The 25,621-nt window shown below is 47.2% G+C and carries 24 protein-coding genes and 2 pseudogenes; 6 read left to right on the top strand and 20 right to left on the bottom strand.

Annotation, left to right across the window (positions count from 1 at the left end; genetic code table 11):
• Positions 1-30: 30 nt before the first annotated feature.
• The 3 genes and pseudogenes from CMR00_00995 to CMR00_00985 form a co-directional block, all read right to left on the bottom strand.
• Positions 31-1,245 (bottom strand): methionine adenosyltransferase, encoded by a 1,215-nt coding sequence (locus CMR00_00995; GenBank protein ID PIO49280.1) that lies wholly within the window; start codon positions 1,243-1,245, stop codon positions 31-33.
• A gap of 274 nt (positions 1,246-1,519) precedes the next feature.
• Positions 1,520-2,397 (bottom strand): annotated as a pseudogene (gene atpG, locus CMR00_00990) (ATP synthase F1 subunit gamma).
• A 75-nt stretch (positions 2,398-2,472) separates the two neighbouring features.
• Positions 2,473-4,089 (bottom strand): F0F1 ATP synthase subunit alpha, encoded by a 1,617-nt coding sequence (locus tag CMR00_00985; GenBank protein PIO49310.1) that lies wholly within the window; start codon positions 4,087-4,089, stop codon positions 2,473-2,475.
• A gap of 235 nt (positions 4,090-4,324) precedes the next feature.
• Between CMR00_00985 and CMR00_00980 the strand changes: the two genes are divergently transcribed.
• Positions 4,325-5,527, top strand: coding sequence for an anhydro-N-acetylmuramic acid kinase (locus tag CMR00_00980; protein PIO49279.1), 1,203 nt, complete (start codon positions 4,325-4,327; stop codon positions 5,525-5,527).
• A gap of 134 nt (positions 5,528-5,661) precedes the next feature.
• Complete coding sequence (locus CMR00_00975; protein ID PIO49278.1) at positions 5,662-6,666, top strand: NAD/FAD-dependent oxidoreductase; 1,005 nt, start codon at positions 5,662-5,664, stop codon at positions 6,664-6,666.
• A 16-nt stretch (positions 6,667-6,682) separates the two neighbouring features.
• Here the strand turns inward: CMR00_00975 and CMR00_00970 are convergent, their stop codons facing one another.
• The 7 genes from CMR00_00970 to CMR00_00940 form a co-directional block, all read right to left on the bottom strand.
• Complete coding sequence (locus CMR00_00970; protein PIO49277.1) at positions 6,683-7,162, bottom strand: thioesterase; 480 nt, start codon at positions 7,160-7,162, stop codon at positions 6,683-6,685.
• Positions 7,163-7,281: 119 nt separating this feature from the next.
• A complete protein-coding gene (locus CMR00_00965) occupies positions 7,282-8,991 on the bottom strand; it encodes a hypothetical protein (GenBank protein PIO49276.1) in 1,710 nt (569 codons plus the stop codon).
• Positions 8,992-9,116: 125 nt separating this feature from the next.
• Positions 9,117-9,536, bottom strand: a complete 420-nt coding sequence (locus CMR00_00960) for a hypothetical protein (protein ID PIO49275.1) — start codon at positions 9,534-9,536, stop codon at positions 9,117-9,119.
• A 172-nt stretch (positions 9,537-9,708) separates the two neighbouring features.
• On the bottom strand, positions 9,709-10,830 hold the full coding sequence (gene ribD, locus CMR00_00955) for a riboflavin biosynthesis protein RibD (protein PIO49274.1): 1,122 nt from the start codon (positions 10,828-10,830) through the stop codon (positions 9,709-9,711).
• A gap of 146 nt (positions 10,831-10,976) precedes the next feature.
• On the bottom strand, positions 10,977-11,876 hold the full coding sequence (locus CMR00_00950; GenBank protein ID PIO49273.1) for a hypothetical protein: 900 nt from the start codon (positions 11,874-11,876) through the stop codon (positions 10,977-10,979).
• A gap of 13 nt (positions 11,877-11,889) precedes the next feature.
• Complete coding sequence (locus CMR00_00945; protein ID PIO49272.1) at positions 11,890-12,417, bottom strand: dCMP deaminase; 528 nt, start codon at positions 12,415-12,417, stop codon at positions 11,890-11,892.
• A 9-nt stretch (positions 12,418-12,426) separates the two neighbouring features.
• Positions 12,427-13,230: a hypothetical protein gene (locus tag CMR00_00940; protein ID PIO49271.1), complete on the bottom strand. Its 804-nt coding sequence runs from the start codon at positions 13,228-13,230 to the stop codon at positions 12,427-12,429.
• On the opposite strand from CMR00_00940, the gene CMR00_00935 reads away from it, so the two are divergent.
• Entirely contained in the window at positions 13,160-14,890 is a 1,731-nt protein-coding gene (locus CMR00_00935; GenBank protein ID PIO49270.1) for a hypothetical protein, read from the top strand. The genes CMR00_00940 and CMR00_00935 overlap by 71 nt on opposite strands.
• Positions 14,891-14,995: 105 nt before the next feature.
• Here the strand turns inward: CMR00_00935 and CMR00_00930 are convergent, their stop codons facing one another.
• The 9 genes and pseudogenes from CMR00_00930 to CMR00_00890 form a co-directional block, all read right to left on the bottom strand.
• Positions 14,996-15,283 (bottom strand): hypothetical protein, encoded by a 288-nt coding sequence (locus tag CMR00_00930; protein PIO49269.1) that lies wholly within the window; start codon positions 15,281-15,283, stop codon positions 14,996-14,998.
• Positions 15,262-15,486: a hypothetical protein gene (locus CMR00_00925; GenBank protein ID PIO49268.1), complete on the bottom strand. Its 225-nt coding sequence runs from the start codon at positions 15,484-15,486 to the stop codon at positions 15,262-15,264. The genes CMR00_00930 and CMR00_00925 overlap by 22 nt, the downstream gene beginning before the upstream one ends.
• Positions 15,487-15,503: 17 nt before the next feature.
• Positions 15,504-16,163: a riboflavin synthase gene (locus CMR00_00920; protein ID PIO49267.1), complete on the bottom strand. Its 660-nt coding sequence runs from the start codon at positions 16,161-16,163 to the stop codon at positions 15,504-15,506.
• 123 nt (positions 16,164-16,286) lie between these two features.
• Positions 16,287-17,267, bottom strand: a pseudogene (locus tag CMR00_00915) (hypothetical protein).
• A 140-nt stretch (positions 17,268-17,407) separates the two neighbouring features.
• Positions 17,408-17,644 carry a hypothetical protein gene (locus CMR00_00910; GenBank protein ID PIO49266.1) on the bottom strand — a complete coding sequence of 79 codons (237 nt, stop codon included), beginning with the start codon at positions 17,642-17,644 and terminating at the stop codon, positions 17,408-17,410.
• A gap of 114 nt (positions 17,645-17,758) precedes the next feature.
• The gene (locus tag CMR00_00905) at positions 17,759-18,160 is read right to left on the bottom strand and encodes a ferredoxin:thioredoxin reductase (GenBank protein ID PIO49265.1); all 402 of its coding nucleotides are present in this window, start codon (positions 18,158-18,160) and stop codon (positions 17,759-17,761) included.
• 77 nt (positions 18,161-18,237) lie between these two features.
• On the bottom strand, positions 18,238-19,077 hold the full coding sequence (locus tag CMR00_00900) for a hypothetical protein (GenBank protein PIO49264.1): 840 nt from the start codon (positions 19,075-19,077) through the stop codon (positions 18,238-18,240).
• Positions 19,078-19,124: 47 nt separating this feature from the next.
• A complete protein-coding gene (locus tag CMR00_00895; protein PIO49263.1) occupies positions 19,125-19,601 on the bottom strand; it encodes a hypothetical protein in 477 nt (158 codons plus the stop codon).
• A gap of 106 nt (positions 19,602-19,707) precedes the next feature.
• Positions 19,708-20,532: a tRNA pseudouridine(38-40) synthase TruA gene (locus CMR00_00890; GenBank protein PIO49262.1), complete on the bottom strand. Its 825-nt coding sequence runs from the start codon at positions 20,530-20,532 to the stop codon at positions 19,708-19,710.
• A gap of 134 nt (positions 20,533-20,666) precedes the next feature.
• Here CMR00_00890 and CMR00_00885 point away from each other — a divergent pair, with 134 nt between their 5' ends.
• The 3 genes from CMR00_00885 (at position 20,667) to CMR00_00875 (ending at position 25,412) form a co-directional block, all read left to right on the top strand.
• The gene (locus CMR00_00885) at positions 20,667-21,935 is read left to right on the top strand and encodes an MFS transporter (protein PIO49261.1); all 1,269 of its coding nucleotides are present in this window, start codon (positions 20,667-20,669) and stop codon (positions 21,933-21,935) included.
• Positions 21,936-22,027: 92 nt separating this feature from the next.
• Positions 22,028-22,642, top strand: a complete 615-nt coding sequence (locus tag CMR00_00880) for a hypothetical protein (GenBank protein PIO49260.1) — start codon at positions 22,028-22,030, stop codon at positions 22,640-22,642.
• Positions 22,608-25,412, top strand: coding sequence for a hypothetical protein (locus CMR00_00875; GenBank protein PIO49259.1), 2,805 nt, complete (start codon positions 22,608-22,610; stop codon positions 25,410-25,412). Before CMR00_00880 ends, CMR00_00875 begins: the two co-directional genes overlap by 35 nt.
• Here the strand turns inward: CMR00_00875 and CMR00_00870 are convergent.
• Entirely contained in the window at positions 25,405-25,617 is a 213-nt protein-coding gene (locus CMR00_00870) for a hypothetical protein (GenBank protein PIO49258.1), read from the bottom strand. The two genes, CMR00_00875 and CMR00_00870, sit on opposite strands and share 8 nt — an antisense overlap.
• Positions 25,618-25,621: the final 4 nt, after the last annotated feature.

Genomic DNA, 25,621 nt, shown 5'->3' with positions numbered 1-25,621 from the left:
TTGAAGGAAAGCAGGTTTGTTTTCAGAAGATTATTTGAATGCACGCTGCAAGTCTTTCACCTTGTCTAATTTTTCCCAAGGGAACATCTCACGCCCAAAGTGACCGTAAGCCGCTGTGTCTTGATAGCGCCAACCTTTGGGTTTATGCAGGCTAAAACGCTCAATGATTGCTAGCGGACGCAAGTCGAAAATCTTTTCGACTTTTTCTTGCAGTTCCCCATCGCTGATGTCACTTAGACCCGTGCCGTGCGTATTGACATAAATAGATACAGGTCGTGCTACACCAATAGCGTAGGAGACTTGAATGGTGCACTTCTCTGCCAGTCCTGCAGCTACGATGTTTTTGGCGATGTGCCGCGCTGCATAAGCTGCACTGCGGTCTACTTTTGTTGGATCTTTGCCACTAAAGGCGCCGCCACCGTGTGGGGCAGCACCGCCATAGGTATCTACGATAATCTTTCTGCCTGTCAGACCGGTATCGCCATGCGGACCACCGATTTCAAATTTTCCTGTGGGATTGACGAAGAACTTGGTGTTTTTATCTATCAACTCTTTTGGAATGACTTTGTTGATAGCGCATGCAATGACATCCTCTTTGATTTTGGCTTGCCATTGCTTGTCTGTCATTCCATTTGGTTTAGGATCGTGCTGCGTAGAGACCACAATGGTATCGACACGCACCACATTATTGCCATCATACTCAAGCGTTACTTGGCTCTTTGCGTCAGGGCGCAGGTAAGTCATCTCCTTGCCCTCTTTGCGAATATCTGCCAAACGCTTAACTAAGCGATGCGCAAACATAATCGGTGCCGGCATTAGTTCAGGGGTTTCCTTACAGGCATAGCCAAACATCATGCCTTGGTCGCCTGCACCAATACTATCGAGCCGATCTTTATATTTTTCATACTTGTGTCTATCCACCCCCATATTGATATCTGGTGACTGGGCATGAATCGCAGAGAGAATCCCACAGGACTTAGCTTCAAACATATACTCACCTTTTGTATAGCCAATTTCCTCGATCACCTTGCGCACCAAATCGGGGACTTCCACATACGCTTTCGTAGTTACTTCGCCGCCCACGATTACCTGCCCTGTGGTAACAAAGGTCTCACAGGCTACACGCGACTGACTGTCTTGTTCCAAAAACGCATCCAAGAGCGCATCGGAAATCTGGTCTGCCACTTTGTCGGGATGACCAGCTGAGACGGACTCTGATGTAAAAAGGTATTTTGCCATTGATATACGCAGTTTGCTGGTTTGCTTGAGTTAAACGCGAAAAAATCTTTATCGCTTCTGTAGCGAAGCCAAGCGAGGTTCACGCGCATGCAGGTCTTGGAACGGACACGATAGTCATCGCGGGAACTGCATGCACTTGGCTTGCAGTCTCGACACCGTGTCCATAGATAATGGGATGTCGAAAGCGTTAGTAAATATATGATAGCGTGTTTTTTTTCGCAAAAGTAACGACTTGATTCGTGAGCGACTTACAGCCTATTCTTGTTGCCTTTTGATGGCTTTATTTGCTTTGTAGGGCGTCTGCGCCACTGACAATTTCAATAATTTCTTTGGTAATCGCCGCTTGACGCACCCGATTGTATGTGATACCTAAGACCCGAATTAGTTCTTTGGCGTTATTGGAAGCAGCATCCATTGCAGTCATACGTGCCGCTTGCTCTGCAGCATTGGATTCAAGCAGCATTCGCCAAATTTGATTGGCTAAATACAACGGCAAGAGTTGCGCAATGATAGACGTCAGGTCTGGCTCAAAGATATAATCACCAGCAATTTTGTTTTGCGCTTTCGGCGGTTCAATCGGCAAGAAAATTTCTTTACGCAAGGCCGGCGAAAGTACTGTCTTAAATTCGTTGTAGATAAGTAAGACTCGATCAACCTCACCTTTGGCATAAAGTTCAGTGGCTTTGTCTGCAATCGCTTTTGCGGTCTCAAACTCTAACTTTTGAAAGACGCCCGGAAAGCGCTCGACCATCGGATAGCTTTGCTTGGCAAAGTAATCTACGCTGCGCCGCCCTACAGGCAGCACAAGCAAGTTGTTTTTTTCTGTCCAATCTTTGTATTCGCCATTGAAGGTTTCGCGCGCCAGTTTAAGAATATTTGTATTGAATGCGCCACACAGTCCCCTATCAGCAGCAACCACAATTGCAAGCACCCTTTTAATGTCTTTGCGTGGTGTGAGCAAGGCAAATTCACTGGTATCAATTTTTTCAATAACAGATACCAAGATTTTTTCAAGGCATTGGTGTAAGGGCGCGCTGCAATTGCACGATCTTGTGAGCGGCGCAACTTAGCTGCAGCCACCATTTTCATGGCTTTGGTTACCTGCTGCGTATTCTTGATGCCCTTGATGCGTGTGCGAAGTTCTCTCAGTGTTGCCATTGTGGATATCAGTTGATCGTACGCGCCAGCCGCATTTTGCCTTATTCTGCGCTGCGCTTGTACTTTTCCCTTAACTTAATTGGTTTTGTTTTTTGCCTTGAAGACTTCCAAGTAGTTCTTTGCAAGCTCTTTGAGTTGCTTAGTTACTTCGTCCGTCATTTCCTTTTTCTCTGCAATAGACTTCAAAATTTCAGGATTTTTATCGCGCAGACTTTGCAAGAATTCTGCTTCGAACTTGCGCACCTGATTAATCGGCAGCGTATCAAGAAAACCATTTGTGCCGATGAAGATAGAGACAACTTGCTCTTCGACAGGCACTGGGGCATACTGCCCTTGCTTTAAGATCTCGACCAAGCGCGCCCCGCGCGTCAGTTGTGCTTGTGTCGCTTTGTCGAGGTCGGAGCCAAATTTGGCGAAGGCTTCTAAGGAGCGGTACTGCGCAAGGTCTAAACGCAGCGTACCTGAAATTTTCTTCATCGCTTTGATTTGTGCGTTACCACCGACGCGTGAGACCGAAATACCAACGTTGATGGCAGGACGCACACCGGCATTGAAGAGATTGGACTCGAGATAAATCTGCCCATCTGTAATAGAAATTACATTGGTCGGAATGTAGGCTGAGACATCACCAGCTTGCGTTTCAATCACGGGCAATGCTGTCAGCGAGCCGCCGCCTTTGACCATGGGCTTAATTTGTTCGGGTAAATCGTTCATTGCACGTGCAATCTCATCATTGCGGTTAATTTTTGCGGCGCGCTCCAAAAGCCGTGAGTGTAAGTAAAAAACATCTCCAGGATAGGCTTCTCGTCCTGGTGGGCGACGCAAGAGCAACGAGACTTGACGATACGCCACCGCTTGCTTTGAGAGATCATCATAAATCACGAGAGCATGCCGTCCTGTATCCCTGAAAAATTCTCCGAGTGCTGCACCTGCAAAGGGCGCAATAAATTGCATCGGCGCAGGGTCAGAGGCTGTTGCAGAAATGACCGTCGTGTATTCCATTGCGCCGTACTTTTCCAGCGTGCCGACAACTTGCGCGACCGATGAGCCTTTTTGACCGATCGCTACATAAATGCAATACATGGTCTCACCTTTGCGTTCGGGCGGGAGGCTGCGGTTGATGTTGGCTTGGTTGATAATGGTGTCAATCGCCACAGCGGTTTTCCCTGTTTGTCTATCGCCAATAATCAATTCACGCTGACCGCGTCCAATCGGAATCATAGAGTCAATCGCTTTAATGCCAGTTTGCAGCGGCTCTTTGACCGGTTCACGGTAAATGACACCGGGCGCACGGCGCTCAAGCGGCAAGCGGATTTTGGCTTCAATTGGTCCTTTACCATCAATGGGCGTGCCCAGAGGATTGATCACACGTCCGAGCATGGCTTCTCCAACAGGTATTGACGCCAGAATGCCCGTACGCTTGACCATGTCCCCTTCGCGAATCAGCTCAGAATCGCCAAAAAGCACAGCACCGACATTGTCTTCTTCAAGGTTTAGCACCATTCCCATCACGCCGTTAGGGAATTCAATCAGTTCGCCTGCCATCACTTTTGCAAGCCCGTAGATGCGCGCAATACCATCGCCTACTTGTAACACCGTACCAACTTCATAAATATCCGATTCAGCCTCGAAGCCAGAGAGCTGTTTGCGAAGAATAGCCGACACTTCGTCGGGTCTGACTGCTGTGGTCATTGAGCTAAATTGTTTAGAGAGTTGATTTAAGCAAAGAAACTGTGCAAATTGCCAAAAATCAAAATAGCAACCTTTTACGTTTGCTCGCTTGCGTTGAGTTGTAATTAAATCATACAAAACACGAAGTTATGAAAATTTTCATGATGCAAAAATGCTGGTGATGCGTTAGTTGTTTTCTCATTTGCCCTGCAGCATTTTGTCAAAAACTATCATGCTCGAGTAACCTGCACTCTCTATGCGTCATCTTAATTTGCTGTTTTGCAAAAAAGAACGTTTTGCAATTGGTGTGCTTTCAGGTACATCAGTCGATGGCATTGATGTCGGCTATGTGCATCTGATGGGCTATGGCGCGCGCACCAAGGTCAAACTGCTGGCGTTTCAAACCTATCCTCTTGAACCTGCTTTACGCCAGGCCATTCTACGCAACTTTACGCCAGAGTTAGCACGCTTACCCGAACTTTCTGCATTAAATTTTCTGATTGGGGAGAAGTTTGCGGACGCTATTGTCGCTTTTAAGACCTCGTTCAAAGTTAAGCAGTTAGATTTTATTGCTTCACACGGTCAAACCTTTTGGCATCAGCCAGAGCCTTTTCGGATTGGCAAATATAAAGTTCGCTCTACATTTCAGCTCGGTGAAAGCGCTGTGATTGCAAATCGCATTGGTGTGCCTGTCGTCTCTGACTTTCGCGTCTCCGATGTGGCAATGGGCGGTGAAGGAGCACCGCTTGCGCCATATTTGGATTGGCTACTTTTTCGGCATCGGCATCTCTCACGGCTCTTAATCAACATCGGTGGTATCAGTAACCTGACGGCGCTTAAAGCTAATGGTCAGCGTTCTGACATCATCTACTTCGACTGCGGTGCAGGCAACGCGCTCATAGATATGGCTGCACAACACTTTTTTCAGAAGCCGTTTGACAAAGATGGCCGATTTGCTGCACAGGGCACACCTTCGCCAGTGTTGCTCAAAGTATGGCTGCGTGAGCCCTACTACCAACGCAAGCCGCCCAAGTCCACAGGGCGAGAGCTTTTTAGTCAAGACTATTTCACCCGGCTTCTTGAGCAGGGCAAAGCCTTGCATTTGAGCCCCTACGACATCATCGCTACGCTGACTGCTCTCACAGCCGAGAGCCTTGCTATGCAACTGCGAAAATTTGTGCTGCCAAAGTTCCCTATCGATGAAGCATTTGTCGCTGGTGGCGGTGCTGAAAACCCTACGTTGATGCGCTATTTGCAAACTGCACTTGCACCAATTCCTGTGCATAAGCAAAGCGAGCTGGATGGCAACACAATTCCAGCCAAAGCTAAAGAAGCGGTGCTTTTTGCTGTGCTTGGCAATGACTTTCTCTCAGAGCAAAGTGCCTCACTTTCCACATCCGCGATTTTAGGCAAACTCTCTTTACCTGCTACTGTGTCCGTACGTTCAAAGTCGCACTGAAGTAATGTGTTTTTGAAAAACAAGCATTATTTTGACTGTACTGCATTGCGCCACACAGCGTTGCACTTTTAAACTTTTCTTTTTCTAAACTTTTTTCTTAACTATACTTAATTTTCAGTAATCTTTGAATATTTATGATTATAAAAGCAATTACAACCTGTCTCATCATTGGAGCAGGAATTTGCGGGCTTGTTGCAGCAGACGCCTTGAAGCGTGCAGGCGTGAAAGTTATCGTTCTCGACAAAGGTCGTGGTGTTGGCGGCAGGTTAGCCACACGCCGTATTCAGAGCGGCACATTTGACCATGGTGCGCAGTATTTTACTGTCAGGGATCCAAAATTTCATGAGCTTGTCGAAGAGTGGCTTGCTGCAGGCATCGTCGCTGAGTGGAGCCGAAATTTTCTTATGTCTACTGGTCCATGCGGAGATGAATCTGAACCACGCTATTACGGCATCAGCGGCATGACAGGAATTGCAAAATATCTTGCTCGCAACCTTGATGTTCAACTCAATGAGAAGGTCGTGCAGCTTACAGCGCAGCATGGTCGCTGGCAGGTTGCAACGGAGCGCGGCATGCTCTACCATGCCGAAACCATCATCTTAACGCCACCTGTGCCACAGTCGCTCGAGCTTGTCAAGCGCTCTGGTATTCCAATCCCTATCAAAGAAAAGCGACTGCTGGAGTCCGTTACTTACCTTCCTTGCTTTGGTGTCTTAGCCTTGCTCGATGGTGCAAGTAAAATCCCTTCGCCCGGGGGCATATGGCTCTACGACAGTCCTGTACTCTGGATTGGCGACAATCAGCAGAAGGGCATCTCCAAAGTGCCTGCCGTAACGATTCATGCTAGTCCTACCTTTAGTCGGATGTATTGGGAAGCCGATGATGAAGCCATTGCACAAGAACTTATTGCTCAATCTGCTGCGTGGATTGGTGCAAATGTTATTCATGCCGAGCTGAAGCGATGGCGATACAGTGCTCCTGACACGTTCGTCCCTGAGCCGTACCTTGTGTTTACTGAGCCTGCGCCGCTGCTTTTTGCTGGCGATGCATTTGTCTCGCCGTGTGTTGAAGGCGCTGTGCTCTCCGGTCTTGCCGCTGCCGAACATCTACTGACTGAAATTCGCGCCACGTTGCTCTAACATGCACAATCTTTCTTCAGTGATGATGATGCCGCAGGCGACGCTCAGCTTCGTGATAGACGCGCATTAATTCTGCTGGAATCGGCACGGGGCGCATTGTAGAGAGTTTGATGAAAATGCCAAGCTGCTCGGCATGCGCCACTGGCTTGCCTTCAACGAGGAACTCTGCCGATGCCGTCCACCGCAGTTGTGTTGCATGGCTAATCCACATCTTGCCAATGAGCTTATCCAAAAACTTCACAGCTTTTTTGTAGTGAATTTCTGTTTTGAGTAAGACAGGTGAAATATCCATCTTCAACTGCGCTTCCACGGAGAGATACGACTCAATCATTTTCACGCGCAACACTTCCAACCAACGCACATAAGTAATGTTACTTACGACCCCTGCGTAGTCAATGTCGTGGGGCATAATGTCAATCGGCATCGAAAACTCAAAGGCTTTGACCTTTGGCTTGTGCTGAACGGCAAGCGTTGAATGGTTGTGGTTCTGCGACATAATTATTCAATTAAAATTGAACGACATAAAGCGTAATATACTCAAAGCGCGCTTTACCTATTTGACTGTTCAATTTTAATGCGTCTTTATATCCTTAGAGGAAGGGAATATCCACGTCATCACTTTTTTGTACGACGATCTGGTCCTTTCGTTTGGCTTGTCGTACGATTGGCTTTGCGACGCTCTATGGCTACAGGGATATTGACTTTGCGACGATCTTCACGCTCACGACGCGGTCCTTTGCGCCTATCCAATACTCCAGCCCCTTCTTTGTAGCGTTTTTCAAGTTCAATGTAAGATTCTAGTGAGAGCAGCGGTGCCGTAGAAAGTTTAATCGTCTTTTCACCTGTTGCAACTGCAAGCCCACTGCCATCTGGACTCAGCGTCACGGCATAGAAGCGTCCCTCGCTTTGGTCAATTTGCGCACCGGTTTTTACATCCCAGAGTTTGATTTGACACTGCTTTGATATACGATTGTATGACGTGCTTGTCAAGGAGTGACCTTCTTTTGCAAAATGCACCGATTCTACACCGCTCTCATGTCCTACCAGGGTAGTGATTTCCTTACCTGATGGTACTTCCCATAAGCGTACGGTTTTATCCCAACTGCCTGATGCAAGCATATCACCTGCTGGATTGTACTCGACCCATGTTACACTGTGCGAATGTCCAGTGAGTGTTTTCGGCTTTGCATTTGTTTTCACGCTCCAAAGTCTGATGCTCTTATCAGCGCTTGCTGACGCCAATTGCTTGCCATCAGGACTAAACGCCACTTTGTTTACCGTATGTTTATGTCCTTTGAGCGTCTTGATTTCTTTGCCTTTGGCTACATCCCAAATTCTCACGGTTTTGTCGCTGCTACCTGAAGCCAGAAGTTTGCCATCGGGACTAAAGGCGACGGAGTTTACAGCTTGTGTATGACCTTCCAAGCGTTTGAGTTCTTGTCCTGTTTCAGGATTCCAAAGCGTGATGACGTGATCATTGCCTGCAGTCGCAAGCAGTTTGCCATCGGGGCTAAAAGCAACGCTATACACATAAGTTCGTGCTGAACCTTGCATTAGTGTTTGGAGTTGCTCGCCAGTGCGTGTATCGGTAATGATTGTTCTCCAGCTTGCTGAAGCCAATCGGCGTCCATCTGGACTAAAAGCCATCGCATTGATGCGCAGCGCATGTCCTGCAAGTGTTTTTTGCAAGCGAAAACTTGTCGGGAGTAATCGCCACTTGCGCTCTCGTTTAATGTCAGTTTCAATCTCGCACAGATTCAGGAAGTTTTTCTTTTCGAAATTGCGTTCTAATTCTTCAACGATGCTTTGCGCTTCACTATCACTTACCATCATCTCACGGCACTTTTTGAGTAGCTCCCCCACTCTCGTGGCAGCATTATCACGCAAGGCGCTGAGGCAGTCTATGACAAACTGACGCGAAACCAGTTCGTAATCCACCATCACTCTGACCGCATAAAACTTTTCTGCTTCAATCACACGGCGCAAGAGATCTGCTGCATCTTGCTCTTTTCCGCACAGTGCATATCCTTTTGCAGCAAGAAATCCTGCTTCTGAAAACTTTGGAGAGAGCTGGTAGGCTTTCAAAGCAAGTTCAGCCATGCTCTCTGGCTTATCGAGCACATAGCATGCGACTGCTGCGTGGAAATACGCATCTGCAGAGGCAATTCTTACGGCATCTTGAAAACCCCAATCTTCACCGTAGAAGACGCGTAATAGGGGCAGAACAAGTGTGTCCTCCTCTTTTTCAGCAAGTTCAGCGGCTCTACGCAAGGCTTGCTCGGCTTTTTCAGGATTAAAGAGCGTAGGGACATAAAGCAAAATCAACCCAACACGATGCCATAGCGTGTACTCTTGTGGTTTGTTTGATAATACTTCCTCGAAGCGCCTCAGTGCCAGTTCATACAGATCGTAGTCCGTTACACCTTTGGCATAGTGTTGAAACGCTTGCTCTATGCGCTTACCAAGCCCTTCTTCATTGACGGAGAGGCGATAGAGAATTTGTACGTCTCTCGCCTCAAAACGCTCACAATTTTTTGGTCGGTGTTGAAGGCATAGACCCAGTCAAGTGCTGTTGCCGATTCTGTCCAGACCGTTGAATGCACACCGATATTCTTGATGCTATCCCATATTTTTTCATCTGCTTCACCCACAACAATTTGCTTTGCATGCTGCATCATCTGCGCTAGCTTTTGTTCCTCTTCATTGCCATCTCGGAGTCGCTCTATCTCCTGAATCCGCTGCTGTATGCTCTTGATTATCATTTCTTGAGCGCGTTCAGGGGTCGTTGCATCTGACATTCGTCTCAGGTACGCTAAAAACTGTTCAGTGCGAGTATCGCGGGACGCAGGATTATATGAGAAGGCCGGCATAGTACTACATCATTTATGGGTTTGAGCTAAAACTTCGGTGTTCTAAGATGCTACTTTTTTTGCAAATTTTTATGCCTTCTGCCTTCTGAGACCGAAGGGCAGGATTGCACGGCATATGACTTTTGCAATCTTTGCAGTTGTATTAGTAGCCCTTTCAGCCTTTTTTGGCTGTCTAAAAATAGCCTTCGACGAGCAGCGTATCGCCCAAAACTTTTAGCGAGAGCTCGTGCAACTCAATACTATCCTCCAAGTGCCGCAAGTTCAATTGTCCAATGCTCGAGAGCGCATCAGCACCAAGAATTTTTGGAGCAATGAAGAGATGCAATTTGTCGCATAGTTTTGTGCGCAGAAAACTTGCAATGAGCTTTGCGCCGCCTTCGATCATCACCAAGAGCACTTTTCTTTCGTGCAGAATCTCAAGCACTTCATTGAGATTCAACTCATCATTTTTCTCTGTTACAAAGCAGGTTTCTACGTCTTGACGTGCAAGGGCTTTGAGTTTTGGGTGCTTGCGATTAACCTTTGAAGTAATCACAAGTGTCTTTGCATCTTTGTTGAAGATGTTTGCGTGCAGCGGTACACGCAGTTTGCGGTCGAGTAACACGCGCATAGGGTTGCGCCCTTTGACGAAGCGGACGGTGAGTAAGGGATTATCGGCAAGTGCCGTGCCTGTACCAATCAGCACAGCGTCGGCTTCGGCTCGCAACTGATGCGAATAAGCACGTGCCATTTCGCTTGTAATCCATTTCGATTCTTTTGTCTTCGTGGCAATTTTTCCATCGAGCGTCTGCGCGAGTTTGAGCGCAACAAACGGCACACCTTTTTTGTGAAATTTGATAAAGGCTTCATTGAGTCGCTCTGCTTCTTTTTCCAGAACACCGACAGTTACGCTCACACCTGCTTCACGCAGTTTTTTGATCCCTCTGCCCGAGACTTTTTTGAAAGGGTCTTTGCAACCAATCACAACGCGCGGAATTTTTTTTTCTATGATAAGGTCGGCGCAAGGCGGGGTTTTACCAAAGTGTGAACAGGGTTCAAGATTGACATAAAGTGTCGACTCACGCAGCAGTGTTGCATCCTTGACGGCAGCAATGGCATGCACTTCTGCATGCGCTCCTCCATACTGCTTGTGCCAGCCGCGTCCAATGATTTTACCTTGGTGCACGACTACCGCACCCACCATTGGATTCGGGCTTACCGCACCTGCACCATGCCGCGCTAAGCGCAAGCACTCTCGCATAAACTTTTCATCTTGCGCGGTATGCTCTTCTTTGTGAAGGCGCTCTTCAGCCATTGCACTTCGCCTGTTTGGTTTTTTTGTTCACGTGCTGCTCTTCTGCTAAAACTTCTGATGTAGCGCTAAGTTACAATCGAGATGAGGCTGCCTGATGACCAACATGGTGCACCTAGAAGCCTGCACTTGTTCGAGCTATGTTTGCGTTACTCTTTCGGTAACTTGCTGATTGATTTAAGTATCAAGGTGTTAATCTGCTCCTTTGGCAAGGTTATGAAGAAATCTTCACTTGATAAATCCAGCAGCCGATAGGAGTATGTAATCAACGGTTGTGGATTAGATTTTGTGATGACTTCGGTGCAAAAATCGTAGATATGTCTATCAATTTCTGCTGTAATGAATGGTACAAGCCGATGTATCAAATAACAGGCTTCAAGCGCCACATCTAACAACTTAGCGCATCGCTCCAGATGACTGACAGAAATTTGTGAGCCCGGCGGTTCTTCGTAATACAGAATATACTCCATAGCCGCATCATGCAGATACCTGCCCATCACTTTAAGTGAGAGTGCGCAGTAATTCTCCCAAAAGTCTGGCTCTGCTACTGCAAAGAAACGCTTGTAGATTGGTAGCAATGCTTTCTCATAGAGATTCCACAGCAAAATAAAACTTGCATCAGCTGGAATACTTTTCCAGCGCAACAGCAATGTTACCGCATCAATCATGGTCTCCATGACCACCGTATCAAATGGTGCATGCAGCAGTAATGCCGCCACACGCAAACTCTCATACTTCCAATGCTGTTCATCGATTTTGACATTCTGACCACTCAACTTTTCTATCAAGGCTTCAACTTCATCTATAATCTTTTCTCTATCTGCCGAGAGCACAATTTGTTCACCTGCTTTGATGAGCTCTGTCTTAGCTTGAATTTCCAGGCGTTCCTCCTTAGCTACACCCGATGTGTAGAGAAAAAATAGCACAGCTTTAGCTGCATGCTGCTTTTCTGGCAAGAGTGCAGTTTGCAGATCGAGTATCGCTGATTTGGTCAGCGCATAGGGGTCAAGATGATAGCGTTCATTCCAGAGTTGAAAGTTTGGCCTCACTGTCAGTTTTATTTTAGGTATGATTTGGGAAAATGTGCGGTTGCTCGATGTGCACTTGAATCAAGCGCACACCTGAAAGACGTAAAAGCTCAGAGATGTTTTCAATTTTGTAAGGCTTGTCGTAGTAAATCGTTTTTATACCTACGTTGATCAGGGCTTTGAGGCAATTGATACATGGGCTTGCTGTTATGTAAATCTCTGCATCTTTGATGGCTACGCCGTGCTTTGCAGCTTGAATAATTGCATTCATCTCTGCATGAATTGTGCGCATGCAATTTTCCTCGACTGTACCGTCAGGATGAATAGATTTGTAGATGAGGCAATTAGGTCCATCGCAGTGTGGCAAGCCAGAGGGTGAGCCGTTGTAGCCAGTTGCCAAGATATTGTTATCGCGCACAATAACAGCACCGACATGTGCACGCTCGCACGTTGCGCGCAGTGAAATCAAATGCGCCACACGCATAAAATACTCTTGCCAACCGATTCGCTTCGGCTTTTCAGCAAGGTGAGACAGAGCATTATGCTCATGAAAATTTTGCATGCTCTCTTTCTACTTTGCTTCGTTCAAATTCCAGTTGTAATCCAAAAACTTGATTGTAACATTGCCACTCTCCAAGCGCTCGCGTTCTTCACCTGAAAAGTATTGGGCAATGTACTTGAGTAGTGACCCTTTCTTCTTCTCAAAGTCGCTCCGATACCACTCAAAAATTTTTGACAGATAGAGCGTATTGCCTTCTAGTCTAAACTGGTTGCGTGTGCTATCGCTTAAAAAGGCTTGTGCTTGTTCTTTTAATTGCGCACTTAGCTTTTCTCCTGTGTAGGCTTCAGGGCGCAGCACTGGGCACGATTCTGAGGCACAATTTACAGCAAAATGAATTTGCTCTTCGCCAAACTCACCGCGCAAAATCGTGTGTTCAATGTCGTCCAGCGAATAGACTTTTCCCCCAATCTTGCAGAACTTACGCTTCCACGGACTATCAAACGGCAAAGAGAGATAGCCCAGTGCGCTTAAATCCGTGATGCTTTTAATCGGGTAATTGTCGACGACCAGTTTGAGCGTGTAAGCATTATAGGCATTGATCCAAAATGCGATTTTTTCCTCACGCGTTGCCAGAGCGTCAGGGTTTGCGCGCTCGAGCTCTTGCAAATACTCATCTAAGCGCTTATCCTCTTTGAGCGCCGCGTAATTGACTTTATCGTTTTGTACATATTGTTTCAGAAGTGCGTCAAACTTGCTGTGGTCAAATCTTGTGCTTTGCTGTGCCGCACTCTGTGACTGGTACATGATGACTGCAAGCATTAGCGTTGAGATTGTAAAATATAACTTTTTCATGCTTTCTGGGATTTTTGCCATGATAAAAAATTACTTTACGCTCTATGCTCTCTCGCTTGAGCTAAAGTCGCTCTTCGAAGGCGCCTATGTCTTCGAGGCATTTTCACAACAAAAAAATGAACTGTGCCTTTCTCTTATCACTCACGACAAGCGGCGCTTTACGCTCTTTGCGGTTGCACAGTCCGCCCACCTTTCGCTTTACTTTTCTGAAATGTTTCAGCGACAAAAACGCAACACGGTCAATTTGATGACCAGGGCAAATGAAAAACAAATTCGAGCCGTAAGAATTTCTGATTGCGAACGCATCATCTACTTTGAACTCGAAGCCAGTCTCACGCTTGTCTTTCAACTCTTCAGTGCAGCGACCAATTTCTTTCTGCTCGAAAATGGTCTTGTCGTGGAAAGTTTCAAGAAAGAGACAGATTTACTTCATCAACCTTTTCTTGAGCGCTCACATACGCCCATCTTGCGCACACTTGAAAGGCTTAGCACAGACTACGACTTATTCTGCCAAACTCTCGATTTTGACGCTTTCGTGTCGCTTTCTGCAAAAGATCAAGAGCGATGGCTTCCAAAGAAACTGATTGGCTTTGATGCCTATCTTTCTCGAGAAACGCTTTTTCGTGCTCGTTCAAAATCAGCTACCTTAGAGTCACATGCACTCTACGAAGCCTTTCAAGATGTGTTCTATGAACTCATTTCGCCTGAACCCAAAGTTTATTTCTCTGCAAACGATGTATGGTTTTCAATTATCACACACACTCACACACCCTTTGAGCATGCTGAAGCCTTCGACTCCATCAATGATGCGCTGCGCTTTTACGCACAGCAGGTTCATCAACGCGCTAATTTTGGCAAGGACTTACTTTCGCTGAGAAAATCGCTTGAGCGACTCATTGAGAAAACCCAGCAGCAAGTGCGCACAATGCAAGCCCAGCACACCATCAACCGCGCCGAGATGTATGAGACATTCGGCAAACTGCTTTTGCTTCACCGTGATATGCCTAAAGGTCTCACAGAGCTTGAAGTAGAGAATGTGTTTTCAGACGGAGAGCGAGTCAAAATTGCACTTGATGCTGCAAAATCTATTCAGGAAAATGCAGAGAGCTATTTTGAGCGCGCTAAGAAATCGCGTCAGCAGCGTGCTCTTGCCACGAGACGTCTTCATGAAGTTGAAGCTGGACTTCTTGAACAGCAGCGTCTTTTAACAGAACTTTTAGCCGTTGATTCACCTAAGGCACTTAAAGCATGGCGAGAAAGAAATTCAGATTGGCTCAAAAAGTTTGGTCTGCTTCCCAAAGCTGATGCTGAGCAGGCATATCTCTTTCGTCGTTTCAAATTCAGTGAGCACACTGAACTGTGGGTTGGCAAGAATGCGCAGAATAATGACTTGCTTACGTTCAAATATGCGCGTCCCAACGACCTTTGGCTTCATGCGCGAGGGGTTTCAGGCTCACACTGCATTTTGAAGTCGCCACGCAAGCCGAGCAAAGACGACATCATGCGTGCTGCCGAGATTGCTGCCTACTACTCTGCGGCACGCACCAGCGAACTTGTGCCTGTCATCTGCACCGAAAAAAAATATGTGCGCAAACCTAAGGGTGCACCGACTGGCAGTGTAATCGTTGAGCGTGAAGAAGTCTTGATGGTCAAACCGCGCCTGCTTTTTGATGAAGCATAGCCTACTTTTTTTGTAACAGGAATTGCATTTGCAGCAGCGTTCTTTCTTTTGCCAGCATTGCAAAGCCAGTCTCTTGACATAGTGTTAGCACTTCATTTTCTTCTCTCAAAAAAGTGCATGCAACTGCACATAGCGAAGCAAGTTTAGCCATATGCGTGTCGAGGCCGTTAGTGCTAAATAGCCCTCTGGCTGCAGCGTGCGCGCCAGTTCGCATAGCAGCGCTCGAGGATTTTTCACATACTCTGTAACGCCGACGCATAACATCAAGTCAAAGGTGCTATCAGCAAATGGTAAGTTTTCTGCATGTGCTTGGCATGTTTTGACGCTTGGGAATCTTTGCTGCACACGCTGCAACATCTTCTCTGCACAATCTACGGCATAGCATTCACGCATGCCAATCCAGAAGCGTTAAGCACCGAGAGTGCATTTCCTTCACCTGTACCCACGTCTAAGACTTTTTCAAAGTGTTTTTTTGGAATCCTATGCAGAAGTCGCATCAGGGCTTGATTTTCGTTTTCCAAAATGGCTCGCGACATCGGGTTTGCGCGCAGTGCGCCATAGAAACTTGCTTGCACATTCCAGAGTGCTCTCGACATGAAAACAGTGTGCGGTGTTACAAGTAGCCCAGTTCTTTTAAGCGTGCTTCGCTAAGCGGCTCTTTCGGTCCGTTTGTATGCTGCAAAAACGCTTGCACCTGCTTTGCGATGTATTTGCCTAAAATGTCGAACTCGAGATTGACTTTATCGCCGGCTTTACGTTCTTTGAGTGTTGTGTGCTCGTAGGTGTAAGGAATAATTGCTACGGCAAAGACATTGCGCTGCAAGTCCGCAACTGTCAGACTGATACCATCGACGGCGATTGAGCCTATCGGTACGATGTAAGGTTCAAACTTCGGGTCGAACATGATTTTGCACAGCCAGCTTGCTGATAGCTCGCGCAGTTCAAGAATTTCTCCTACGCAGTCAACATGACCTTGCACATAGTGCCCGCCCATTCGGTCGCTTGCGCGTAAGGCGCGCTCGAGATTGACCTTTGTGCCCACGCGCCAACTGCCCAGCGTTGTCTTCTTCAAGGTTTCTTCTACTGTATCGACTTCAAATGTATTGCCCTGCACTGCCACTACAGTTTGACACGCGCCGCTCAAGGCGACACTTTCATCCACGGCAAGATCACGCATGTCTTCGCTGTAAGACTCAATGCGCAATCTCAGACCGTTGCCTTGTGGCGTTACACTTTTCACAACACCAATATCTTTGACAATACCTGTAAACATTTTGCGTTATGGCTCCTCACCACTTTTGGGATTTGTTTCGTTTGTTTTTGGTTCATCAGACTTTGGTGTCTCAGGCTCAGTTTCTTCGGGTGGCGGCACATAACCTTTGCGTCGAAATGCCGCTTGATCGAGCTCCAACTGCAAGGAAATACGATGTGAGTTACCCAGTTGATCGATCCCGTCGAAGCGTGCAAAACTGTAATCGATATTGAGTTTTGCGATTCTTAGTCCAGCGCCTAAAGTTAGCCGTCCGATATCATCGATGCCGCCACGCAGTGCGACAATGTTCTTGTAGCTGTATTCCACGCCACCACGAAAATTCAGGCTTATTGTGCCAAAAGCAAGATGTGATGCACTGCGGCGTCCTTCAAAGCGCACATCGGTATCAATGCCCAGCGTAAAGCGTCCATAAAGCGCCTCAACGACATAGCCACCGCCGAGTTTTGCTGTTGGCGCAATGAGTTCTTGGCGTCCAGTTGTCCATGAAATGAATGTTGTGGTAACATCTTGCAGTGATACACCTACGGTGATACCGCTGCCTAAATCGTAGATGACCCCAGCATCCACACCAATGCCCCAAGCGTTTGCAAACTCGCCGATGTTACGCAAAATGAATTTTGCATTCAGCCCATACATCAATTTGTAAGGCGTTGTGACTGAGTAGGACACTAGAAACGCCCAATCGGCGGCGCCAAAGCGTGTGATGAGATTTTCAGCATTATCAATCGGACGGTTGCGCGCTTCGTCCCATGCACCACGCGTGTCAGGAATGTCAGAGATGCCCAGTCGAACGACACTTAGGGCGAAACTTTTGTTTTCTTCGAATGGGATGGCTACTGCGCCGTAGTTGTAATTAACCACGTTGGCAAAACTCTGCGCATGCATTAGCGCAACTTGTGGGTAGTTGATTTTTGCCAGTCCAGCCGGATTCCAATAGCCTGCGGTTACATCTTGCGCAAGGGCTGCCGCCACACCGCCCATGCCAAGCGGACGCGCTCCGACACCAAACGCCAAAAACTCGCCTGCATACTTACCCAACACAATTTGTGCATGACTTGCTCTGACAAAAAGGAGAATGGCACAGACGACAAGTAGAATTGTGATTTTTCTGGACTTTGACATTCACATTTTGCGGGAAAAATTGAAACCTCTCCTGTTTTATGCACAAGAGAGGTTTCGATATAGACGTTTTCAAAGAGACTTCAAAGCCCGTTGGTTATCTCAGACAAGACGCTGTGCGGCTCTTAGTTATCGGTTGCCATAATGTCGTCTTGTCCAGCCGTGCGAACTGTGTCGGGCATTTTTCGCTCTTTTTTGATGGTCGTCTTTTTGACTTCACCTGGCACTTTCGGCTTAGTGAGCATTGTCCCCATGTCCGTTTCACGAATGGTGTCTGAGCCCGCGGTGCGAACCGTATCGGGCATTTGGCGCACTTCCGTACGTCCGTCTTTCGTTTCTGGCATTGATGTTTCTCCTTTCATCGTTGCGACCTCTTACTCCACTGGTCTTGGTTAAAGAATTAACTACGCTACTAAAAAACTATTGCATTTATGTTTTGTGCATCACACCTTTTGCTTGATTGCTTGCGCAGACTCTCAATGCCGTTCAGGGTGCGTGACTTTTGTCGCTTCGCGCCCTTTGTCTGGCGTGGGGTCTTTGACCAATCCATAGATTTGCCGCCCTTCATGGTCTTCTGGTAAGTATTCGGTAATCGGCAACCCTTCTTTGGTTACAAATAATAGGCAGTGACAATACTTGTAGAGTTTCATTTCATCACAAGCGCATATCCACTCGCGTCTTTGGACTTCAGCTTTTTTATCCACGTAGAAATTGCATGGACAAAGCGGTTTTCCGAGTTCATCAATGTGTTGCGCCAGTCCATTTACCACGGCTTCTGTAATGCTGCGGTCAGGGTGTGGGAATGTGCCAGACTTCTCAAAGTAGTTCTCCACATACTTCCACACTTTTTTGAGTGCCGCTTCAGATGGTTGAGCCATAATGTCTTTATTTTAAGTTGTTCTGTATTGCCCTATACTTTCTTCAACGATAGTTTAGTCTAAATCGTTGAGCTGGGTTAGTAGCGCACGAGATTTCTGCCGCTGCGTTTGGCTTCATAGAGTTTTTTATCGGCTTCGGAAATCATTTTTTCGTGGTTAGCCATCTTGGCGTTTTCAGCAAGACCGATGCTGACCGTTACGCGCAGATTCGGTTTGACAACAATCCAGTTAAATTCCTCAACAGCGCGGCGCAGTTTTTCTGCAACCAGCACGGCGCGCATAAGCGATGTTTCTAAGAGACCGATGACGAACTCTTCACCGCCGTATCGCCCGACCAAATCCATAGCGCGCAAGTTATTTTTGAAAATCTGTGCGATAGTTCTAATCACTTCATCGCCCACTTGGTGCGAGAAGGTATCATTGATATTCTTGAAATGATCGATGTCAATGATTCCGATGGTAAAGGGATGGTTGAAGCGCTTGCTTCGTTCAAATTCTTGAGCAAGGAGCGTATCAATGTAACGCCGGTTGTAGAGTTTGGTGAGCCCATCTTCACGGCTTTGTTGTTCAAATGCCTGTCTTTGATGCTCTAATTCTGCCATCAACTCGGTTTTCTGTTTATCCAAAAACTGTAAGGCTTCATTTGCCAGTTGCAGCTCTGCACGCATTTCTTGGAGCTCTAAAATCAAATTCTGATCGTCTTCATTTTTAATGTTTGCGGCGTGGTAAGATTGCGTATTGTAATAGTCGAGTAAGGCGCACAAGTCAGAGCGATGTCGCTCGAGCAGTGCAAGAGCTTCTGACGACATCAAGGCTTTTTTACGCAGATTCTCGCAGTCTTCAATGAGCCTTGTCAGACGCTCTTTTGGCATCATCTTCTCTGTCGATACAGTTGATGTATAAATTTTCTCACTCATATCACAAACGCGCTTAGTCGAATTGCAGGATAGCGTAGCATTCAGTTTTAGTCGTCGTATGAAACCTGAGCCCCCACTTTGATACCGCGCTTTGCAAACCAGCCTTGATTGACTTCTAAGGCAAACATGACGGGTACAGACGACTCATAGCGCGGTCCTTCATCTAATGGTTTCATCTGGTGAATATCTGTAATTTTGCCTTTTGCATCAATGAACGCAATGTCGAGCGGAATGTAAGTATTGCGCATCCAAAACGACTGAATATCAGGGCGCTCGAAGACGAAAAGCATTCCTTCATCTTCTGGCAGTTCGTTTCGAAACATCAGTCCTTTCTGACGTAAGTCTTCTTTATCTGCAATTTCAACCCAGACAATTGCCGTGTCAATTCTGACTTTACGCTTACCGGCGCGCATTGTTTTTGACTTTACCGCACTTGTCTCTGCCCCCTCTTTCTTTGAGAGCATGTCGCACCCTGTAAGCATCGTTGCTATGATCAGCAGAAGCACAGGTATTGTTCTCAGCATAGTTTGCTTATTAAAGTAACTGTCTTTTGTTGTCTCTACAAGGGTTTTTCATTTGTCTCTGTCGCCATTGCCTTTCTCTTAGGCTTCAGGCAAGGTGGTTTTACTTTTATTCGCTGTCTTCGGATTCATCGCTTTCGGTTGGCACTGTGAGCCGTTTGCCATAGTGGATTTTCCACAGGAAAAGTCCATTCGGCTTTGCAGAAGCGCCTGCCAGACGCACATCTTTACCTGCAAAGATACGCTGAAAATCGCTAAGCGTCAGCTCACCTTTTCCTACATCGAGCATTGTTCCCACGAGCAAACGCACCATGCTGTGCAAAAATCGGTCTGCAGTAATCTCAAACACAATTGTCTTTCCTACCTTTTTCCACTGTGCAGTTTGTATGCGACACCGTTTGTGTTTTACAGCAGACCCTGCTTTGCAGAACGATGTGAAATCGTGCTCACCGATGATAAGCTTAGCACACGCTTGCAGTGCGTCGAGTGAGAGCGTCCGATAAGGGTAAAATGCCGTGTAACGATGCGCTAACGCGCTTTTTTCGGTTGTCAGAAAATAGCGATAGGTGCGCGCTGTAGCAGAAAATCGAGCATGAAAGGCTTCATCTACTTCTTTTACACGGCTCACCGAAATTTCTTTTGGTAAAAGGCGATTGAGCACATAGCGCAACTTTTCCGTGCTCATTTTGCTATGGGTCCAAAAATTTGCAACTTGCATTTTTGCATGAACGCCTGCATCCGTTCTGCCTGCGCCAATGACCTCAATGGATTCTTGCAGCACTTGACCGAGCACTTTTTCGATTTCGCCTTGGATTGTGATTTGATGACGATTTTGCGGCTGACGCTGCCAACCTGCAAACGGCGTTCCATCATACTCCAGCACCAGTCGAAGATTGCGGGTTTTACTTGTTGGTTTTGTTGATGCCACTTTCATTTTGCTTCAAGTATGAGGAAAACTTTTCAAGCAAGACTTTGATTTGAAGCCTTGCATCAATCACATGCAGCAATTTAGCGACAACTCGTTATCGGACTACCAAAAGATTTTTTAAGACACGCTCAAGACACACTATGATTGAGCTATCGCGCAAAGGCGATTTTTTTTCTCGTGAGCAACTTCTGCTCATCATTTTGGCAACGATACAATTGACCAATGTTCTGGACTTTGTCATCATGATGCCACTTGGACCGCAATTTATGCGGCATTTTGAGATTTCGCCCCAAGCCTTCGGACTCGTTGTTTCTTGCTACACCTTCAGTGCCGCCGTGTTTGGGTTTCTCGGAGCGTTTTTTATCGACCGCCTTGACCGGCGTCTTGCCTTGCTTGTACTTTATGCCGGCTTTACACTCGGCACTCTCTTTTGTGCTATTGCCCCAACTTACGAACTCCTAATGCTTGCACGCGCCACAGCAGGTGCATTCGGCGGTATTATGGGCGCACTCGTCATGGCAATTGTTGGCGATGCTATTCCTGAAGCAAGACGCGGCGCCGCCACTGGCATCATCATGTCCTCTTTTTCTGTTGCCTCCATCGCTGGCGTGCCGTTTGGACTTTACCTTGCGCATTTGCTTTCATGGCATGCACCGTTTTTTATGCTCGCTGCCTTGAGCACAGTAACATGGCTTGGGGCGTTTTACTTCCTTCCATCTATGACACAACACCTCTCACGCTGCACCTCTACATCGCCACTGGACGACATGCGCATGGTGCTCTCCACACCGAACAACTGGCGCACCTTCATGTTTATGAGCATGTTGATGCTGTCAGGCTTTTCCGTGATTCCTTTCATCAGTCCATATATGGTCGGCAATGTTGGGCTTTCAGAAGCAGATTTACCTTACATCTATCTTTTTGGTGGGCTTGCCACGTTTTTTACATCGCGCTATGTCGGCGTGCTATCGGATAAGTACGGCAAGAAACGCATCTTCCAATTGGCTGCTGCCTGCTCGATTGTACCGATTTTACTGCTGACATCATTGCCCCAAACACCTCTTGCACTTGCACTATGCGTTACGACACTTTTTATGATTTTCGTTTCAGGTCGGTTTGTGCCTGCAGTTTCGCTCATTACGTCCAGCATTGAATCGCGCTATCGTGGGAGTTTTATGAGCATCAATTCCTGTGTGCAACAACTCTCATCAGGGCTTGCATCATTTCTTGCTGGTCTGGTGATTGGCAAGGGCGAAGGCGGCGCGCTAACTAATTACTGGTTGGTCGGCATCGCTGCCAGTGCTGCAACCCTGCTGTGCATCACTCTCGTTGAATGGGTAAAGCCTGCCGAAGAGCCTGCAGCTCGCGTGGAAACTGAAGTTACTTCTCTTGCCGAAAGCTCTCTATGAGCATCCTTGCACATTAGCGCTGCAACTTTATTCTCGCAATTTAGCGTAATTACTTTAACTTTGCGTGTTTTGCGCTCTAAAATGACGGTCTTATGCCTACTTACCGATTTGCTACACCAATATGCGTGGCGCTCGTTATTAGCTTATGGGGGCTCACGCTGGGCTGTCAATCTACGACATCTTCCTTGCGCTATAAAGCGAAACCTGCGACTCGAGACGAAGTTACAGCGTTAGAGTCTGAAGTTAGTTCTGCTACTTCTTCTCCAAAAAGCAACGATAAAGAAGTGCGCCTGTTCTATGCTAGCCTGAAACGAGCTTCGCTGGGTACACCTGCTAAAGCTCGCTTGCAGGAAGAAATCAATCGCTATGTTGGTACGCAATATCGCTATGGCGGACAAGATGCACAGGGCTTTGATTGTTCGGGATTCACTGGCAAGATTTTTCGTGATGCGCTCAATATCGAATTGCCCCGTTCTTCATCAGCACAAGCGCAAATCGGAACTCCTGTCGCCAAGCCCGATTTACAGTTCGGCGATCTGGTCTTTTTTAACATCTATGGCAAGGGCATTTCACATGTGGGCGTCTATATCGGCAATGGGAACTTTGCTCATGCCAGCGTCAAAATTGGTGTAACCATCAGCAATTTGAGCGAGCGGTACTATCAACAGCGCTATGTTACAGCGCGTCGCATTGTGCAGCTTCAATAACCTATTTTGTTTGCACGCTATGTCTTTACTCTGGCTTCGTCGCCTTCTTTTGCTATGCATAGCCATTGCTGCTAGCGTTCTTGAGAGTTCAGCACAATCTTCAATTCCCAAACAAAGGCATGTTTCATTCTCACTCTCTGCACTTGCGCGCCTCAGTGCACTGGGTGAGCATGAGCGTGTTACTCTCACGCTTACACCGAAACACCGAGAATTTTCTTACGACGAACTCCAGCGCATTGAGCAAGAAGTGCACGCACTCCAAGGCACACTCTCACAAAGCCTTTCACGCGTGGTACTGGTTTCGCTGCCTATACGCCGACTGTCTGAATTAGCTACGCTGGTTTCACTGTGCCACATTTCGCTCTCGCTCATTGAAGATGAACCGCTTTCGATGAATCTTAGTTGCAGTAATCAACAATCAAGTGGGCGCTGGCTCGGCACGAACACTGATTCGGTGCATGCTTTAGGCTATCGCGGACAAGGCACGATTGTCGGTGTCGTGGATTTAGGCTTTGACATCTACAACCATGATTTTCGCAACCCTGACAACACTACGCGCATTGTCAGCCTCTGGCATCAAGGCGGGACAGGCACAGCACCTACTGGATTTAGTTTTGGCGCAGAGTATAGCAGCGCTGATATCAATACTCTGAGCGTGAGTGTGCCGAACAATGCGCATGGAACAGCCTGCCTTGGTATTGCAGCTGGGAACGGACGTGCAAGCGGACAAGCAGGTATTGCTCCCGAAGCCGATATTATGCTCGTTGTTCTTGCCAACACCATCGATACCTCAGTCATTCATGCTTTCACTTATCTCAAACAAAAAGCCGCTGCCTTAGGTAAGCCCATTTCGATTTCATACAGTTATGGCAGCAATTTTGGCGCACATGATGGCTCGCGCTCCACAGAGCTTGCTATCAGTTCACTGGCGGGCGCTGGCACCCTCTTCTCAATTGCAGGCGGCAACAACGGCGGCGCAAACGTCCACATCGATGCTACCGTGCCCCCCAGCGCTCAAAGTGAAACTTCTTTCACAACTGGTAACAACAATGCCAATGGATTTAGCTTTTATGGACACTTGTGGTATCCGGGCTCAGCCAATATGACGGTGAGCTTAATTGCGCCTGACAACACTCAATATGGTCCATTTGGGTTAAGCCCGACCGTGCAAGTAAGTCTGCCCGTCAGAGTCTATCACAACACCTATGCTCCGAATGGTGACAAAGAAATTCAATTTGTGATTGAGAATCGACAGAATGAACCCGGTTGGCGTGTTCGCCTGAACAACTTGAGCTTGAGCGCAGTACCATACGATGGCTGGCGCGTGCACGGCGGATTTTGGACAAGCAACCAAAACGATTATCGCAGCCTTACTACACCCTCTACAGCGGATTCAGCTATTTGCGTGGTGAGCTATGATGTTAGTTCTGGCAATCGTGATGCCAGTTCAAGTTTAGGCCTGACACGCAACAATCAACTCAAACCCGAAGTCAGCGCACCCACGAATGTTACAACTACAAATGGGCTTTTTGGTGGCACTTCAGCTTCAGCACCGCATCTTGCAGGACTTGGCGCTCTGCTATTGCAAGCAAACCCTTTACTTTCTACATCTCAGTTTAGAGCTCTTCTTGCCGATAGCTCACGGCGCGATATTGCTACTGGGACAATTCCACCGCATCGCATGGATTGGGGACACGGGAAAATGTACGCCCTCGGCGCTTTTCAAGCGGCATTGCCCAAGAGTGGACAAAGTGCTCAAATTACACGCACAGGGAATTTCATTTGGAATGATCTTAGCGGCAAGTATGGTGCCTTTCTCAACTTTGCAAATGAAGACATTGACCAAGTGACCGTTGAGATTTACCCCAACACCACCCCTAGCTCCATCGGCAGCGCAAAAGCTGTGCAACGGCGTGTTGTCATTACACCATCTGGTGGCTCGGGCATCTTCAATGCTACGCTACGCCTCTATTACAACGATGTTGAGGTTGCTGCAGGCGGGCTCAGTGAAGGCAATTTGAAGCTCTATCGCTTCAATGGCGCTAATTGGGAGTTGCAAGGCGGCACAAATAACACCGTTGATAATTATGTGGAAGTCTCTGGCGTTACGGCATTTAGCCAATGGGCAATTGCTGATCCCTCTGATAACCCTTTGCCAGTTGAACTTATTAGTTTTACAGGTGCTGCCACGCCTGCTGGTGTCCGACTCTCTTGGTCAACTGCAAGTGAGCGCAATAATGCCGGCTTTGAGATTCTGCGCACAGTGCAAACGCCCAATGAACCTCAGGCATGGCAGATGATTGCAAGCTACGCCTTTTCACCTGACTTGCGTGGTAGAGGCACGACCACTTCGCTTACACACTATGCCTTTCTTGATGCGACCGTCGAAGGTGGCAAAACCTATACCTACACACTTCGCTCCACTGATTTTAATGGGACTGCGCATGACTACACCCCGCACGTTACAGTAGAAGTACGCAACGTCTTGTCTGCATTCCCTACGGAGTATCGCCTTGAGCAAAATTATCCGAATCCGTTCAATCCTTCTACCATCATTGTATATGAATTGCCGAAAGTCTCGCAAGTAAGTTTGAAAGTCTATGATGTACTCGGGCGTGAAGTCACCACGCTGGTCAATGCACACCAAGCCGCTGGGCGATATCGAGTCGTATTTTCTGCTGACGCCTCTTCGCTGTCCGCTGGAGTTTATTTCTATGTCCTTTCGGCTTCGGGATTTCAGAAAATGCACAAGATGCTGCTTGTCAAGTAGTTACCGACAACTGACTCTTGCTCGGCTTCAACTTACGCGTCATCTTTACAAGCCTAAGTCTTTGTTTTAATGCAACTTGCCTAAAAAAATTCGTTTTGATAGCGAGCCTGCTGTGCGTAACTTTGTAAGGGAAGTTATCCGTTAGAAATTTCTTTAAGGTGGAAGTTTGAGTTTGCTGAACTTTGCAACCACTTTCTTGTAACATTCAT

The sequence above is a fragment of the [Chlorobium] sp. 445 genome, assembly GCA_002763895.1.
Lineage (GTDB): Bacteria > Bacteroidota > Chlorobiia > Chlorobiales > Thermochlorobacteraceae > Thermochlorobacter.
Note: the sequence above shows the minus strand (reverse complement) of the source record. Positions and strands in the feature narration are given on the sequence as shown.